Origin of the sequence: Marinobacter sp. (genome assembly GCF_046484525.1) — a bacterium.
In the GTDB taxonomy this organism is placed as follows: domain Bacteria; phylum Pseudomonadota; class Gammaproteobacteria; order Pseudomonadales; family Oleiphilaceae; genus Marinobacter.
Map to the genome: position 1 here is coordinate 1 of NZ_JAWOIS010000061.1, position 15,197 is coordinate 15,197.

Below are 15,197 nucleotides of genomic sequence, written 5' to 3' on the forward strand. Positions count from 1 at the left end.
TGTCCAGGCGCCTGATTGAACAGGGTGCCGTTGAGCAGATTGAACTACAGCGCGTGATGCAGGCGGCCGCATCCAATATGGTGCTCGCGGACCCTGATCTCGCCGGTATCCGGGTGATGGACAGGGCCCGAAGACGCAGGGAGGGCACGATCGACGGAGTGCAGGGTAACGAGCTGAATCGCAGGCCGACGGAGTTTGATCACACCGAGGGGATGCTGACTCGGAAGAACGATTATCTGTATGCAGACCTGCTTGATGAGTCCGGGCAGATGACGGCTTCAACGAGCCCCGCGCGTGCAGCGAGTGAATTTGAGGACACGATCAACAAAGTGGCTGCCGGTACTATGGTCTTCTATGTTGCCGAGGGCCATGAAGAAGCGAAAAAGCTGAGTTTGGTGAAAGTGGACTTTGCAAAGCGAGTGGGGCAAGTGGTTGATGGTCCAGTCGTTTCTCGTGGGTTGGTGGCTTTGGCGGCGTTTAATTTGTTTGTTGAGGCCCAGATGGTTTGGAAGGCCCGGAATTCAAACCCGGAGTACGTTTTGCTCGGGATGGCAAAACCATTCGCCGGATCATTATCTGACCTGATTGCAGCATCCCTTAAAATGAGCCAGGTGCTGGGAGCTCAGAATGCTGATTTGAAGGGCCCTACCCGATTTTATCGAATCGCTACGAGGCCGTTATTCGACGTAAAAAATTGGTTCTTCATTGGTAACAGACTTACGCGTGTTAGGGCGCAGACTTTGGTTCGTACCGTCGGGCTGGCAAGTTTCGTCGCGGGAGCAGTGGGCATTGTATTGAGCGGCTGGGAGATGCGTATTTGTCTCTCCAATAAAGATTTTGATTCCGCTGCAGGACACGCGATCGCCTTGGTTGGAGGTCTGGTTTTTGTCTCGTCTCCTCTTATGGCGACGTTATTGGCCATTCCCGGTTGGGGATGGGCGATTCTCGGCATGGGCATGATTGTCGGCGGAAATTTATACGCAGGACAAGTTGCGGACGATGAGTTTACGAAGTTGCTCAAGCGATGTCCCTTGGGCACATATCCAAGCGATGCGGCGGGGGATGAAAGCGGCGAGGCTTTCTACAGTCAACTACTTTCATTGCTTTCACCAATTCACGTAACAGCCCAGAAATACCGTGACATCACTCCGGATCCAGAGCTCTCTCATCCTGAATATTTACCTGATGGGGATGATTATGTGATTACAGTCCGGTTTCCACTTATTGGCCGGCTGAGACTAAACCATGAGCCACGTGCAAACCTTCCCGCTAACCCCTTAAACGTGGTTGTACAAGAGGTAGCCTACTCTTCATCCAGCACAGACATTCCTGTCACTGGCGTTTTCGAATCAGTTACCAATTTACGGCTCCTTAAGGCGACGCCACTCAAGAAAATTACGGCAAGACGGTCTCTGCCCGATCAATCCGCTGTACAGTTTTTGGTCAAGCGCGAGTTTCAGGATTGCGATTACAAGAGCCTATTCTACGAAGAATCGGTTACAACTCGAGTAAGAGTTGGAATCCAGGCCACGATCGATACAGAGATTGGGCCGCTGGTTTTCCCTGCCCCGGTTTTTGAGAATTACGAACCGTTTGATGTGTCGCGTCACAGTAGCCCGCCTCCCAAAGCCCGTAAAATATTTGATCAATACGGCCAACCGGATTCGCCGTATTGGTATTTCACTGAGGTAGCCACATGAATCAAGGACAAGGAATGTTAAAGCCCGCGAATACCGCCTATAGAGGGATTAATGCAGAGCCATTGCCCGATAGCCCGGTAAAAAGACAACGGATTGGTGAAGAATTACAGCCTTTTGGCGAATATGCGGGAGTAATTCCCTATTTGCAGACGATAGAGGATGTTGAGGCCGTTCAAGGGCATGAGAAAGATGATCCTGATTTTATAGATCAAGACTGGTGGTGGGATCACCAGCGAATTCGGTTTTTGAACGGAAAGTTGGGGCTCAAGGCCTTGATTCTGGTAATCCCTTTATTGTGGGTGCTGTTCCTGTGGCTAGGTGGAATTGCATTGATTGTTTGGGGCGCAGCGGAGCTTGTCAGCCAACCAAATTTCTCCTCCGCAGGAGCTACAATTGTTCTGGTAGTGGGTCTCCTGTTGTCATTCGGGTGGTTTGTTTTTGCTATCTGGGCAACGCCAATGACGACAAACTGGATCATGAGTACCGGAATTGGCTTTTTTCTGAAGCCCTTCGAAAAACAGCTTGAGGAGAAGTTCGATAAGTCCCTTGAAGACGGCTGCAGTGAATTCAATCGGGTTACCGGCCAGGTCCGTTTTGCCCTGGGGCGGAAACGTTTCTTTGAAGCGCCATTTGTGGAGTTTGACGCCTATGTCGAGCGAGTTGTTCAACAAGGAGGTATTTTTTACCGGTTAATGTTCGTACACCGATACACTCAGAAAACCTTTAACCAGACTTGGCTCAGCGGTATTGAAGCTTCTAAAACCGAAGTCCTCGCCCTCTGGGACATGCTCCAGCGCTACATGGACGTAACCCAGCCCCTACCGGATGTGCCTCGCCTGGAACCGTTCCGCCATCTGGATCCGGTTACCCGGGAATACGATGAAAAAATAGGGCGAAATCCGCGTTACTGGCGGGATCTGGATATTGAAGCGTGGAAGCAAGGAGGTGGTGTTGAGTTGTTGAACCGGTTGCGAAGCTATCCGTGGGGGAGCCGGGTTTGCAAGCTGACGCCGCAGTTGGGCAAGGTCTCGCTAAAGGAATATCGGGAGATGCGGCCGGAGGGGGCTTGGCCGATTTGATACGTGTGGGGGCTGTTTGAAAAAGGGGTCAGAAGAAAGCTTCCTTCAGACCCCGCGGGTAGCATCGGCCCCCTATTCTGATCCAAAATGCAACGGGTGTTGCAAAACGCAACGTGAGTGGTAGTCTGGTCAATATATGCACAGTGCAGGAGTCCACCATGACCACCGCGATTCGCCTTGATGACAATCTGGTTCGCCATGCCGCTGCGGAAGGGCAGGTTCATCGGCGTTCCACGCCTAAGCAGATCGAGTACTGGGCCGAGATTGGTCGCGCAGTTGCCGGGGAGGTGAGTGCGGAGGATCTGATTGCCATTCTGCAGGGTATCCGGAAGGTGTCGGTTGAGCCGGTGACGGCAGAACCGGTGAGCAGTGATGAGCTGTGGGCCGAGGTGGATCAGGCGCGGGAGCGCGGCGAACTCGGCCGGTCTATTGCCCGTGGGCGTACGGTCTACCAGTCTTCTCCGGAAAAGCCGGGTTATCTCGAAGCCATCCATCCGGACGGTACCCGGGAAGTTGGCCAGTTCCGCAATGGACGTTTTGAAGCGCTGAGTGACCGTGACGACGCAGCCTGAGCTCTGGTTGCTGGTAGGTGGCAACGGCGCCGGCAAATCGACTTTCTACGAGCGCTTTCTGGCCCGTCGCAACATTCCGTTCGTCAACGCTGACAGGATCGCACGTACCCTATGGCCGGATTATCCGGAGAAGCACAGCTACGAAGCGGCATTGATCGCTGAAAAGGAGCGGTTGCGGCTGCTGGAAGAGCGCCAGAGCTTCTGTTTTGAGACGGTGTTTTCCCACCCGTCCAAAGTGGATTTTGTCGGCGCTGCCAAGGCCGCTGGCTTCCGCATCCGTTTGTTCTATTTCCATCTGGACCAGGTCACCCTCAACAAGGCGCGTGTTGCTTCAAGAGTGCAAACCGGCGGCCATAACGTACCCGAAACCAAGATAGAGCGTCGGATCCCCCGAACCCTGGCCAACCTTCGCCAGTGCATTGGCCTGGCGGATGAACTGCACCTGGTGGACAACTCCAGCCTGGATCAACCGTTTGTGCGCGTGGCGGCCTGGGAGAACGGTGCATGGCAGGTCTATCAGGAGGAACTGCCAACTTGGGCGAGGAGCCTGATCGACGCCTGAGGCCAAACTAGGGCCAGTCTTCGGGTACCACAAAGACCCGGCCCGCTTCCCGCCAGATGCCGGTGTGTGCATCGTTCTCAAGCACGGCAAAGAGTGCGGGGGTGGTGTGACGCTCAATGCGTTCGAGCGCCTCACGGGTTGTCTCCGGAGCGGGCGGTTCCTCCTGTAGCCAGGGGCCTATCCAGTGGGGCTTGTGAAGCGGGACCCAGCGGGACGTGTCTCTTGCTCTGGCCTTCGAGAGGTAAAGCCAGCTGCCTCGCAGGTGATTTTCCGGCACATAATCGGGTGCGGAAATCGAAGCGCCATCGGGGTAGAACAGATAGCCCGGCATGAAAATTCGTGCGGCGAGGGGGCCGCTGATGTCGAGTTGCTCCAGGAGGACCTGGGTTTCCGGTTGGTGGGTCCGCCGGCTCTGATGGTGGATCAGATTGTTGGTTTTGAGGTCCAGGCGGTCGCGAGCATTGGGACCGTACCAGAGCGTCGGATGACCGGTCCCTGGCACACCGAGGTAATATTTCACCGCGATTTCGTGATGCTCGATCCGGTCATCGATTCGGTTGTGTACCACAAAGTCCAGTTCGCCAATGGTGCGGCCGTTGGACTGGATCTGCTGGTTTTTCAGGAGGATTTCCCAGCCAAGGAGTTCCTCCAACAGCACTTGGTACAGGCGCTCGAAATAGAACCCCAGCCGGCGTTGGGGCGGTTCCCGGAGCAACGCCGGCGCAGCCTGCAGGTCACGATCCCATGCCCTGAGTTTTTCCAGATGATTGGGTGGCAGGTAGCGGGTGGGCTCAAATGACAGTGGAGAGCTCAGCAGTTGAGGCGTATGGCAAAGCCACGCCAGATGTCTGACGGCGGGGCTGCGGAGGGCATATGGGATATCGCCGATGCTGATGTCGTCCATTGGCCAAGGATACCGTAAACTGTGTTCCAGCGGTAAGACGACCACTATTGGACAAGGAGCGCGTATGCAATACCTCCACACCATGATCCGGGTGAGTGACCTGGACGAGACTCTGCATTTCTTCTGCGACCTGATGGGCATGGTCGAGGTCAACCGGAAGAGCAGCGAGAAAGGCCGGTTCACCCTGGTGTTTCTGGCGGCACCGGAAGACGAGGCGCGGGCCCGGGAAGACCGTGCGCCGATGATCGAGCTGACCTACAACTGGGATCCGGAGGAATACACCGGGGGCCGCAATTTTGGTCACCTGGCCTACTGCGTGGATGACATTTACGCCCTGTGCGAGAAGCTCCAGGCCAACGGCGTGACCATCAACCGTCCGCCCCGGGATGGCTATATGGCGTTTATCCGGACCCCCGATAACATCTCCATCGAGCTGCTCCAGAAAGGGGAGGCACTGCCTCCGAAAGAGCCCTGGGCAAGCATGGAGAACACGGGTACCTGGTAAAAACTGCCCCGAACAGACCACGGAATAGCATCAGGATGATGCCAACACAACAGGGAGAAGTTGAATGGAAGACTGGCAAGGATGCCTTGATCCCCAGTGCCAGATCGCATTGCTGCGGGCCCGGGACAACGTCAGCGGGCGGGGCGGCGCAGCCATCACCGTTGAAGATTTCCTACTTGCGCTACTGGACACCGATCCGTCGATCACACGGTACCTGCGTGGATGCGGCGTTGATCTGGACGAACTGATTCGCACCATCCAGTGTGAGCAGCCCATCGTGACCGAAGTGGGCGGGGAGGGGCTGCTGTCCTCGCAGCTGATCTACTGGCTGGCAAGTGCCCGGGAGGCCTTTACCACACCCTGGCTGGATTGGCCCCACCTGCTGGATGCCCTGGCACGGTGCGCGGAGCGACTCGATGGCAAAGCCTACGTGGCCCTTCTGGAGCAGGTTCCGAGGTGGCCCGAGCTGGATGAGCCAGCGCCCCCGGAGGATTTGACCGCAGATGCCCGCGCACCGATTGCCATCACCGACCCGGAGTGGGTTGAGTTAGCCGACGATGTTGCGGTGACCGTGGCGGCCTGTTGCCGGGCTCTCGTCTGGGTACGAGGGCCCCGAGGATCAGGCAAGTCCAGCTGGCTGCAGTACCTGCTACCTGTGCTCGAGCGGGACTACGTCGAGATCGATCTCCGCCGGCAAGCGGAACTGATGGCCAGTGATCTTCCCGTCATACCGGTGCGCGAAGCGGATGATGAGGCAGACTGTTCCCGAAGCTGGCCATTGCTGGTGCTCGATAACGTGTCGCCGGCTGATCTTCTGGCGTTGATGGACGCGCCGGGAGCGGTGGCATCGGAACTGCTTGCGAGCTGGTCCGGCCCCGTGTTGCTGCTGGGACCGCAAGGACTAGATGATTCGTCGGCGGCTCAGGCTCTGCAACACCGGCTGGGGCGCCGCCTCGATGCCTTGGATATACCACCGGCCAGTCAGGCACAGCGAAAAGCCATCCTTACCGCCCACCAGTCCGCTATCGAAAGGCAATGGAATATTCAGTTACCACAATCGGTTATAGGTTATGTTGCATCCAGCCGAAGCCGTTGCGTTAGTACGCCCGGCGGCATGCTCGAGTGGGTCGGGCGCGCTGCGGCACGATTGAACCTGTTTGCGAGAAGAGGGCCGGTTGAAGCGGCGGCGCTGGCCGGACAGGCGGATACCCTGAGGCGGCAGGGACTGGTTGCCATGGCGCGGCAGGAGCCAGTTGAGGAGTTTGAGCAGTCTCTTGATGACGTAGAGCTCCAGCAGGCTGCCGCGGAAGTTTCCTGGAGGGAACGTAAGGCCGCCGGCACCCTGCGCCGACTTTCTGTCGAGGATTTGCGACGTGAGCTGGAACAGTGGGTTGCAGCGGGCCCCGGCCCGGTTCACTATGTGCTGCATTGTGACCAACAGCATGGAGATTCCGCGAGTGCAGGATCTGGAAATCTACATTCGTGACCTGGCACCGCACCAGGTGTCACAGTGGCTTGAGGCCAACGTCGACAACCTCGCCCTGGACGACACCGACGTGTCCTCGGTGATCAAAGGCGCCGCCTCCTACGAGGGGGCATCAGTGCGCATTACGCTGTACCCGGGAGCCTTTGGCAAGCGCTTCACATCCCTGGTGCTGGAAGGGGAAGAGCTACCCTGGGGCACAGATCTGGATTGCGCACGAAGTGCCTGGCGGGCAATGGAAAACGAGATCCGCTGTAGCCCGGGTGACTGGCAGGAAGGTGAGCCGGTAGAGGATGAAAAATGGTGGCGCCTGGACAGCCGCGGGGAACAGAAGGTGGTCTGGAATTGAAAAAGGCAGCCGCGAAGGCTACCTTTTTCGTTGTCTTCAGGGGGCGGATCAGTCGCTCAGGATTGAGACGTTGTCCGCTTGAAGACCCTTGTCAGCTTCAACTACGTTGAAACGAACCAGCTGGCCCTGGCGCAGGACCCGGCGGCCGCGGCCACGGATGGCACGGAAGTGCACGAACACTTCGTCACCGCTGTCACGGACGATAAAGCCGAACCCTTTCTTGACGTTGAACCACTTCACGGTGCCTTCTTCATCACCTTCCGGGGTGCTGTCATCGAAATCGCCCTCGTCCTCGTCATTATTACGCTGGGTGCGGGAAGGCGCGCGGCGGGCATTGCTCTGTGCGGTCTGTTGCTTGGCTGAGAGTGCTACGGCGAGGAAGCCGGCGATGCCAAACAGAACCAGGGTAATAATGTAGGCGGCAATGCCCCGATTGCTTCCGAGAGCTTCAATCACTTCGCCGGCAGCAATCAGGCGCAGCGGCTCGGGGGTGGCGGTCAGAATAAAGGCCAGGATCAATGGTGCGGGAATCGCGATCAGAACAGCGACAAGGATCGCTTTGGCTGGATTACGCATTGAAGGTAACTTCTCCATTTTTGTAACGCTAACGATAAAGAACCGGATATCAGGTAAACTCACGCATCCGGCCGGTGAAAACCGCCAGATCCTGAAAATAAGGGGAGGCTGGCGGAGAAAAGCGGCATAGTACCAGATAATCCCGAGCGCTGACCAAACCGATGACACAGAAAGACCTCGAAGCCCGACTCGATGAACTGGAAATGCGGATCGCCTTTCAGGATGACGTGATCAACACCCTCAGTGAGCAGGTGGCCAAGCAGGAAATGGATATCCGGGAGCTCTGGGAGGCGAAGCAGTTACTGCACAAGCAGCTGAAGGATGTGTCGCCTTCGAATATCAAGCCGGAGGACCAGGAGACGCCGCCTCCGCATTATTGAACGACGAAGCCGGGGTCAGGCCTGAAAATGGGGCCAGAAGAAGGCTTTCTTCAGACCCCTGGGGTACGTTAACTCCAAAGTCCGCCCGGAACACGGGGTCAGAAGAACGTTTTCTTCTGACCCCTCCTTCATGCCAGCAACTCCACCAAAATCTGCTCATAAATCTCCGACAGCGTATCCAGATCCTCCGCCTTCACACACTCATCCACCTTGTGAATGGTCGCGTTGATGGGGCCGAGTTCCACTACCTGGGCGCCGGTGGGGGCGATAAAGCGGCCGTCTGAGGTGCCGCCGGAAGTGGAGAGTTCGGTTTCGCGACCGGTTACGGTGCGGATGGCGTTCCGGCTGGCGGATACAAGCGCGCCTTTGTCAGTCAGGAAGGGGCGGCCACTGAGGTGCCATTGCAGGTCGTACTTCAGCTTGTGCCGATCCAGGATGGCAACCACCCGTTCTTCCAGGCTTTCCGCCGTGTTTTCGGTGCAATAGCGGAAATTGAAATGCACCAGGCATTCACCGGGAATGATGTTGCTGCCGGTTCCCGCCTCGATCTTGGTGATCTGGAAGGTGGTGGGCGGGAAGAAGTCGTTGCCATTGTCCCAGAACTCGTTGGCCAATGCGTCCAGCGCCTGTGCGACGGAATGCACCGGGTTCTCAGCCAGGTGCGGGTAGGCGACGTGGCCCTGGATGCCGTGCACGGTCAGGTAGCCGTGCAGCGAACCGCGGCGGCCGTTCTTGATCACATCACCGACTTCGTGGGTACTGGATGGCTCGCCGATCAGGCACCAGTCGATCTTCTCGTTGCGGGCTTCCAGGGTTTCCACAACTTTGACGGTACCATTCTTCGCCGGGCCTTCCTCATCGCTGGTGATCAGCAGAGCGATGGAGCCACGGTGATCGGGATGCGTCTTCACAAAGCGCTCACAGGCGGTGATGAAGGCCGCCAGGCTGCCTTTCATGTCCGCCGCGCCACGGCCATAGAGATAGCCGTCCTTGATCACCGGATCGAACGGCGGATGCGCCCAATTCTTCTCCGGGCCGGTCGGAACCACATCAGTGTGACCCGCAAAGGCCAGTACCGGGCCCTCGGAGCCCTTACGAGCCCAAAGGTTGTCGGTATCGCCGAAACGCAGGTTCTCACCATCGAATTCCAGCGGCGCCAGACGGGACATCATCAGCTCCTGGCAGCCAGCGTCATCCGGAGTGACCGATTGCCGGCGAATCAGGTCCATGGCGAGTTCCAGGGTGGGCGATGTGCTCATTGCTTGACCTTGTCTGGTGTATATGGGGCAGGTTTGAAGTCGGGGTCAGATGAAAGCTTTCATCTGACCCCATTTTCAGAATCTAACTCTAGCTCCAGGGGTCTGAAGAACTCGTTCTTCTGACCCCGTTTTCAAACTAACTTGGGGTCAGATGAACGAAGTTCATCAGACCCCTGGGGTGGATCAGACCCCGGGTGCGGCTTATCAGTTATTCGCGTGCAGCTCTTCGTTCAGCTCAATCGCGGTCTTGTTGGTCTTGCACTCGACCGCGCCGGTCTGGCTGTTACGGCGGAACAGGAGGTCCGGTTTACCGGCCAGGTCGCGGGCCTTGACCACTTCCACCAGCTCGTTGTTGTCGTCCAGCAGGGCGACTTTGGTGCCGGAGGTGATGTACAGGCCGGCTTCCACGGTGCAGCGGTCGCCCAGGGGGATGCCGATGCCGGCGTTGGCGCCGAGCAGGCAGTTCTCGCCCACGGAGATGATGATGTTGCCGCCGCCGGAGAGGGTGCCCATGGTGGAGCAGCCGCCTCCGAGGTCGGAGCCCTTGCCGATCATCACGCCCGCGGAGATCCGGCCTTCAATCATGGAGGTGCCTTCGGTGCCCGCGTTGAAGTTGATGAAGCCTTCGTGCATCACGGTGGTGCCTTCGCCGACATAGGCGCCGAGACGGACGCGGGCGGTGTCGGCAATCCGGACGCCCTTCGGTACCACGTAGTCAGTCATCTGCGGGAACTTGTCGACGGACTTCACTTCCAGGGTGCGGCCTTCGATACGGGCCTGGAGCTGGTGGTCGGCCAGTTCGTTCAGGTCGATGGCGCCTTCATTGGTCCACGCCAGGTTCGGCAGCAGGCCGAAGATGCCGTCCAGCTTCACACCGTGGGGCTTGACCAGGCGGTGGGAGATCATGTGTAGCTTGAGGTACACCTCCGGGGTGCTGGAGGCGGTGTCGTCGTTGGCAAGCACGGTGACCACGACCGGGCGCATACTCTTGGCTGCTTTCTCGGCCAGGGTGGCCTGGTCGGTCTGGCCAACCTGGCGCAGGGCGTTCGCGAACTGGAGCAGCTGTTCAGCGTTGGCCTCGATAGCCTGGTTGCCGCCCTGGTAATCGAGCGCGCCTTCAACCACGTCGATCAGCGCCTTGTCGGGGGTCATGATCGGCTGCTGGTAGTAAACCTCCAGCCACTCGCTCTGGTTGTTCTGGGTGCCGATGCCGATGCCGAATGCAAAACTCATCTGGTGGTTGCTCCTGTTTTTGAACTTTGAACATGGGGTCAGAAGAAGGCTTTCTTCTGACCCCTTTTTTGAAATCTTAACTCGGGGTGGGGCCTGAAAACGGGGTCAGATGAAGGCTTTCATCTGACCCCAACTTAACCTTCACCAAAATTAGCCAATCCCCTTTTCAGTCCACTCGTCAGCCTTGAAACCGACAAAAACCTCGCCGTCACGTTCCACCACCGGCCGCTTAATAATGAACGGGTTTTCGAGCATAATGTCGTGGGCGGATTGGGCGCTAATGGTATCACGAACCTCGTCGGGAAGTTTGCGCCAGGTGGTGCCGCGGCGGTTGAGCAGGGTTTCCCAGCGGATGGCCTGTTCCCATTCGCTGAGTTTCTCGCTGCTCAGGCCGTCTTTCTTGAAATCGTGAAAGTCGTAGGAAATGCCCTGGTCGTCGAGCCACTTGCGGGCTTTTTTGACGGTGTCGCAGTTTTTGATGCCGTAGAGTTTCATGTCAGTGCCTTGAACTTGAAAATGGGGTCAGAAGAAGGCTTTCTTCAGACCCCGGGTAACGTCTTAAAATGGGGTCAGAAGAAGGCGTTCTTCAGACCCCAACTTCACCTTGCCCCCGAGCCTCAGCCATTCCTCTTAACAAACTCAACAATCCGCCGGGCCGCCTCCACGCACTCCTCCAGCGGCGCCACCAGTGCCATGCGCACCCGGTTTTCCCCGGGGTTGTGGCCATCCACGGTGCGCGAGAGGTAGCGGCCGGGCAGAACGTGGACGTTCTGCTGGGCGGAGAGTTCCCGAGCGAAGCTTTCGTCGTCCATCGGGGTTTCCGGCCAGAGGTAGAAGCCGGAGTCGGGGAAGTCGACGTTCATCACTTCCCGCAGAATGGGCACGACCGCCTCAAACTTGGCCCGGTAGGCGGCCCGGTTTTCGCGCACGTGGTCTTCATCATTCCAGGCGGCGATGCTGGCCAGCTGGTTGTGGATGGGCATGGCGCAGCCGTGGTAGGTGCGGTATTTCAGGTAGCCCTTCAGCACGTCCGCATCCCCGGCCACGAAACCGGAGCGCAGGCCTGGCAGGTTGCTGCGCTTGGACAGGCTGTGGAACACGATGCAGCGTTTGAAATCATTCCGGCCCAGTGCCGCGCAGGTCTGCAGAAGGCCCTCGGGCGGGTTGCCTTCATCCGGGTAGAGTTCCGAGTAACACTCATCGGAGGCGATGATGAAATCGTGCCGGTCGGCAAGGTCGATTACCTTGGCCAGTGTGTCCCGGGGAATCACGGCACCACTGGGATTGCCGGGGGAGCACAGGAACAGCAGTTGGCAATCTTCCCAGATGCTCTCCGGTACCGCGTCAAAATCTGGAATAAACCCGTTTTCCCCGTCGCAGGGCAGATACACCGGATCCGCGCCGGCGAGAAAAGCCGCGCCTTCATAGATCTGGTAGAACGGATTCGGGCTCACCACCTTGGCCGGCTTACGGGTATCAATGACGGCCTGGACCAGGGCGAAGATCGCTTCACGGGTGCCGTTCACCGGCACCACATTGGCCGCCGGATCCAGAGATCCCGCGGAGAGCGTGAAGCGCCGGGTGGCCCAGTCGGCGATGGCCTGTCTCAGTTCATCCGTCCCCTTGGTGGTGGGGTAGTTCGCCAGCTTGTCCAGGTTGTCGGCGATCACCTGTTTCACGAACTCCGGAGAAGGGTGCTTGGGCTCACCAATCCCCAGGGAAATTGGCGCCAGATGCTCGGGCACGCTGATGCCGGCCTTCAGCTTGGCCAGCTTCTCAAAAGGATAGGGGTGTAATCGGTCAAGATTCTGGTTCATTGAATATCGTCCAGCATTTTACAAAGGGCATCCTGAAGGGCCTGGCATTTCGTGGGATCGCTGAGCGGGCCGCCGTGCTCGTCGGTAACAAAGAACACGTCCTCAACCCGTTCGCCCAGGGTTGCGATCTTGGCGTTGGTGAGGCGAACACGATGCTCCAGCAGCACCTGGCCAATGCGGGCCAGCAGGCCCGGGCGGTCCGGAGTGATCACTTCCATCACCGTGCGCTGGTTGACCGTGTCATTGGAGAAAGTCACCTCGGTGGGGAAGGCGAAGTGCTTCAGCTGCCGCGGCGTGCGCCGATGGATGATGTCCGGATAGTCCTCGGGATCGTCCAGCTCCTCGATCAGGCGCTTGCGCACCCGCTCCTTGCGAGCCGGGTCCACGCCGAGGGGTTGGCCCTGCTCGTCCAGCACCACATAGGAACTGATCGAGAACGGCCCCTCGCCGGAACTGATGCGGGCGTCCACGATGTTGAGGTTCAGTTGTTCCAGCACTGCCGTCGTCGCAGCAAACAGCGCCACCCGGTCTTTCATATAGATAATGATTTGGGAGTAACCCTCGGTGGGCCCGCCCCGGGTGTCCCGGATCAGGATCAGCGGATCGGGGTTATCGCCGTGGCGGATGATGGCTGCGGTCTGCCAGGCAATATCCACCGTGGAATCCTGAAGGAAGTAGTCTTCATCCACCGTGTCCCATACACCGTCGATCTGTTCGTCCGTCATGTTCTGGGCGTGCAGGATCTCCCGGGCTTCGGATTGGGTGGCTCGCACCCATTCCTGCCGGTCAACGGGTGTTTCCGTGCCCCGGCGCAAGGCCCGCTTGGCTTCGATGTAAAGCTGCCTGAGCAGGGAAGCCCGCCAGGTGTTCCACAGTTTCGGGTTGGTGGCGCTGATGTCACACACCGTCATTATGTACAGGTAGTCCAGGTGCGCCTGGCTGGGCACGGCCTTGGCAAAGGCATGGATGATCTGCGGGTCGGAGATATCCTTGCGCTGGGCGGTCATGGACATCAGCAGATGGTTCTCCACCAGCCAGGACACCAACTGGGTGTCTCGCTCGCTCAGATGATGCCGCTCGCAGAACGCCGCCGCATCCACTGCGCCCAGTTCGGAATGGTCACCGCCGCGGCCCTTGGCGATGTCGTGGTAAAGGCCGGCAATGTACAGGGTCTCGAGCTTCGGCAGGTGGTGGATCAGCCGGGAGGCCAGGGGGTATTCTGATCGGTTCTCGGCCCGGTTCAGACTCACCATGTTGCGGATGACGCGCATGGTGTGGGCATCGACGGTATAAATATGGAACAGGTCGTGCTGCATCTGGCCGATGATCTGGCCGAATTCCGGGAGATAACGCCCCAGCACGTTGTACTTCTTCATGGCGCCCAGGGTCTGGTCCAGGTCGTGTGGGGTGCGCAGCAGCTCCATGAACAGGGTGGTCACCGCCAGGTCCGAGCGGAAGGCATCGTCAATCAGGTGCCGGTGCGCCCGCAGGGAGCGGATGGTGGTCGCGCGAATGCCCTTGATCTCTGGGTGCTGGGCCATCAGCACGAAGATCTCCATGATGGCATAGGGCGCGTAGGCAAAAACCTGATTGTTCACCGCTTCTATATAGCGATTGCGAATCTGGAAGCGCTTGTTCAGCGGTTGGATGTCGTCCTGGTCACCGGCGCCGAGAATGGCCTCGTCATAGTACTGGAGGATCACGTCGGTGAGCTCGGCCAGGGCCAGCACGGTGCGGTAATAGGACTGCATCATCAGTTCCACACCCAGGCGCTTGCCTTCGTCCCGGTAACCGAGCATCTCGGCCAGGCCCCGCTGGTGATCGAACAGCAACCGGTTCTCGTTCCGGTCGGCCAGCAGCTGCAGGCCATAGCGGAGCCGCCAGAGCAGGGTCTCGCCCTGGTACAGGATCCGGTGTTCCTCTTCGGTCAGAATGCTGAAGCGGGTCAGGTCGGCAATGTTCTGCAGGCCGAAGTGCCGCTTGGTGATCCAGCCGATGGTCTGGATGTCCCGCAGTGCGCCCGGAGAGCCTTTGACGTTAGGCTCAAGATTGTATTCGGTATCGCCGAATTTCTTGTGGCGCTCCTGCTGTTCCTCCCGCTTGGCAAGGAAGTAGTCGCGATCGGTGCTGACATCATCCGAGTAGACCTGTTCACTCAGGTACTGCCGCAGGCTGTCGGGACCTGCGATGGTCCGGGTTTCCAGCAGGTTGGTGAGGATGGTGACGTCTTCCCGGGCGGCGGACATGCTCTCTTCGATGCTGCGTACGCTGTGGCCGATGTCCAGCTTCAGGTCCCATAGCAGGGTCACAAAGGCACCGAGGTCGTCCTGCCATTCTTCCCGGATCCCTTCCCGGATCAGGATCAGCAGGTCGATGTCGGAATGGGGGTGCAGCTCACCGCGCCCGTAGCCGCCGACGGCGACGAGCGCGATATCTTCGGAACTGGCAAAGGGGTAACGGTTCCAGATCAGTCTCAGAACCGTATCGATCGTGTCCGACCTGGAATGGACGAGGGCCCGGACATCCGCGCCCTGGCGAAACGCCTTGGCATCAGCGGTGTACCTTTCCGTTAACAGTTCCCTGGCCGCGGAAACCGGAGAAGGGGCATTGCTGATGCGGTATTCCAGGTCGTTTCGGTCCACTTAGAAGGACTCTTCCGATCGTTTGGTCAGAATCTCGTGGCCATCGGCGGTCACGAGAATGGTGTGTTCCCACTGGGCAGAGAGCTTGTGATCCTTGGTGACCACAGTCCATCCGTCCGGCAGCAGCTTGGTCTGG

15 protein-coding genes and 1 pseudogene are annotated in these 15,197 nt (G+C 58.5%); 8 read left to right on the forward strand and 8 right to left on the reverse strand.

From position 1 onward, the window contains the following. From R6W86_RS13115 to R6W86_RS13130, 4 genes are all read left to right on the forward strand, one after another. The coding region (locus R6W86_RS13115) for a hypothetical protein (protein WP_410329816.1) at positions 1–1,700 on the forward strand (1,700 nt) is incomplete at its 5' end. Beyond that, positions 1,697–2,779 (forward strand): hypothetical protein, encoded by a 1,083-nt coding sequence (locus R6W86_RS13120; RefSeq protein WP_410329817.1) that lies wholly within the window; start codon positions 1,697–1,699, stop codon positions 2,777–2,779. The genes R6W86_RS13115 and R6W86_RS13120, both read left to right, overlap by 4 nt. 158 nt (positions 2,780–2,937) lie before the next feature. Beyond that, positions 2,938–3,351 carry a TA system antitoxin ParD family protein gene (locus tag R6W86_RS13125; protein ID WP_410329818.1) on the forward strand — a complete coding sequence of 138 codons (414 nt, stop codon included), beginning with the start codon at positions 2,938–2,940 and terminating at the stop codon, positions 3,349–3,351. Continuing rightward, on the forward strand, positions 3,335–3,913 hold the full coding sequence (locus R6W86_RS13130) for an AAA family ATPase (RefSeq protein WP_410329819.1): 579 nt from the start codon (positions 3,335–3,337) through the stop codon (positions 3,911–3,913). The genes R6W86_RS13125 and R6W86_RS13130 overlap by 17 nt, the downstream gene beginning before the upstream one ends. Positions 3,914–3,920: 7 nt before the next feature. Here the strand turns inward: R6W86_RS13130 and R6W86_RS13135 are convergent, their stop codons facing one another. Then, entirely contained in the window at positions 3,921–4,817 is an 897-nt protein-coding gene (locus R6W86_RS13135) for a DUF1853 family protein (protein WP_410329820.1), read from the reverse strand. Positions 4,818–4,881: 64 nt separating this feature from the next. On the opposite strand from R6W86_RS13135, the gene R6W86_RS13140 reads away from it, so the two are divergent. From R6W86_RS13140 to R6W86_RS13150, 3 genes are all read left to right on the forward strand, one after another. Next, positions 4,882–5,322, forward strand: coding sequence for a VOC family protein (locus R6W86_RS13140; protein ID WP_410329821.1), 441 nt, complete (start codon positions 4,882–4,884; stop codon positions 5,320–5,322). Between the two features lie 64 nt (positions 5,323–5,386). Next, on the forward strand, positions 5,387–6,808 hold the full coding sequence (locus tag R6W86_RS13145; protein ID WP_410329822.1) for a hypothetical protein: 1,422 nt from the start codon (positions 5,387–5,389) through the stop codon (positions 6,806–6,808). Then, entirely contained in the window at positions 6,780–7,154 is a 375-nt protein-coding gene (locus R6W86_RS13150) for a hypothetical protein (protein WP_410329823.1), read from the forward strand. The genes R6W86_RS13145 and R6W86_RS13150 overlap by 29 nt, the downstream gene beginning before the upstream one ends. 48 nt (positions 7,155–7,202) lie before the next feature. Here R6W86_RS13150 and R6W86_RS13155 read toward each other — a convergent pair whose 3' ends face one another. Beyond that, a complete protein-coding gene (locus R6W86_RS13155) occupies positions 7,203–7,730 on the reverse strand; it encodes a cold-shock protein (RefSeq protein WP_410329824.1) in 528 nt (175 codons plus the stop codon). Between the two features lie 161 nt (positions 7,731–7,891). Between R6W86_RS13155 and R6W86_RS13160 the strand changes: the two genes are divergently transcribed. Continuing rightward, complete coding sequence (locus R6W86_RS13160) at positions 7,892–8,110, forward strand: SlyX family protein (RefSeq protein ID WP_410329825.1); 219 nt, start codon at positions 7,892–7,894, stop codon at positions 8,108–8,110. 128 nt (positions 8,111–8,238) lie between these two features. Here the strand turns inward: R6W86_RS13160 and dapE are convergent, their stop codons facing one another. The 6 genes and pseudogenes from dapE to R6W86_RS13190 form a co-directional block, all read right to left on the reverse strand. Then, positions 8,239–9,369 carry a succinyl-diaminopimelate desuccinylase gene (dapE, locus tag R6W86_RS13165; protein ID WP_410329826.1) on the reverse strand — a complete coding sequence of 377 codons (1,131 nt, stop codon included), beginning with the start codon at positions 9,367–9,369 and terminating at the stop codon, positions 8,239–8,241. A 204-nt stretch (positions 9,370–9,573) separates the two neighbouring features. Further along, positions 9,574–10,602 carry a 2,3,4,5-tetrahydropyridine-2,6-dicarboxylate N-succinyltransferase gene (gene dapD / locus R6W86_RS13170; RefSeq protein WP_410329827.1) on the reverse strand — a complete coding sequence of 343 codons (1,029 nt, stop codon included), beginning with the start codon at positions 10,600–10,602 and terminating at the stop codon, positions 9,574–9,576. 150 nt (positions 10,603–10,752) lie between these two features. Further along, positions 10,753–11,097 carry an ArsC family reductase gene (locus R6W86_RS13175; RefSeq protein ID WP_410329828.1) on the reverse strand — a complete coding sequence of 115 codons (345 nt, stop codon included), beginning with the start codon at positions 11,095–11,097 and terminating at the stop codon, positions 10,753–10,755. Positions 11,098–11,219: 122 nt separating this feature from the next. After that, a complete protein-coding gene (gene dapC, locus R6W86_RS13180; protein ID WP_410329829.1) occupies positions 11,220–12,419 on the reverse strand; it encodes a succinyldiaminopimelate transaminase in 1,200 nt (399 codons plus the stop codon). Further along, positions 12,416–15,061 (reverse strand): [protein-PII] uridylyltransferase, encoded by a 2,646-nt coding sequence (locus R6W86_RS13185; protein WP_410329830.1) that lies wholly within the window; start codon positions 15,059–15,061, stop codon positions 12,416–12,418. The genes dapC and R6W86_RS13185 overlap by 4 nt, the downstream gene beginning before the upstream one ends. Beyond that, positions 15,062–15,197: pseudogene (locus R6W86_RS13190) on the reverse strand (type I methionyl aminopeptidase); the annotation flags it as partial. It abuts the gene before it with no gap.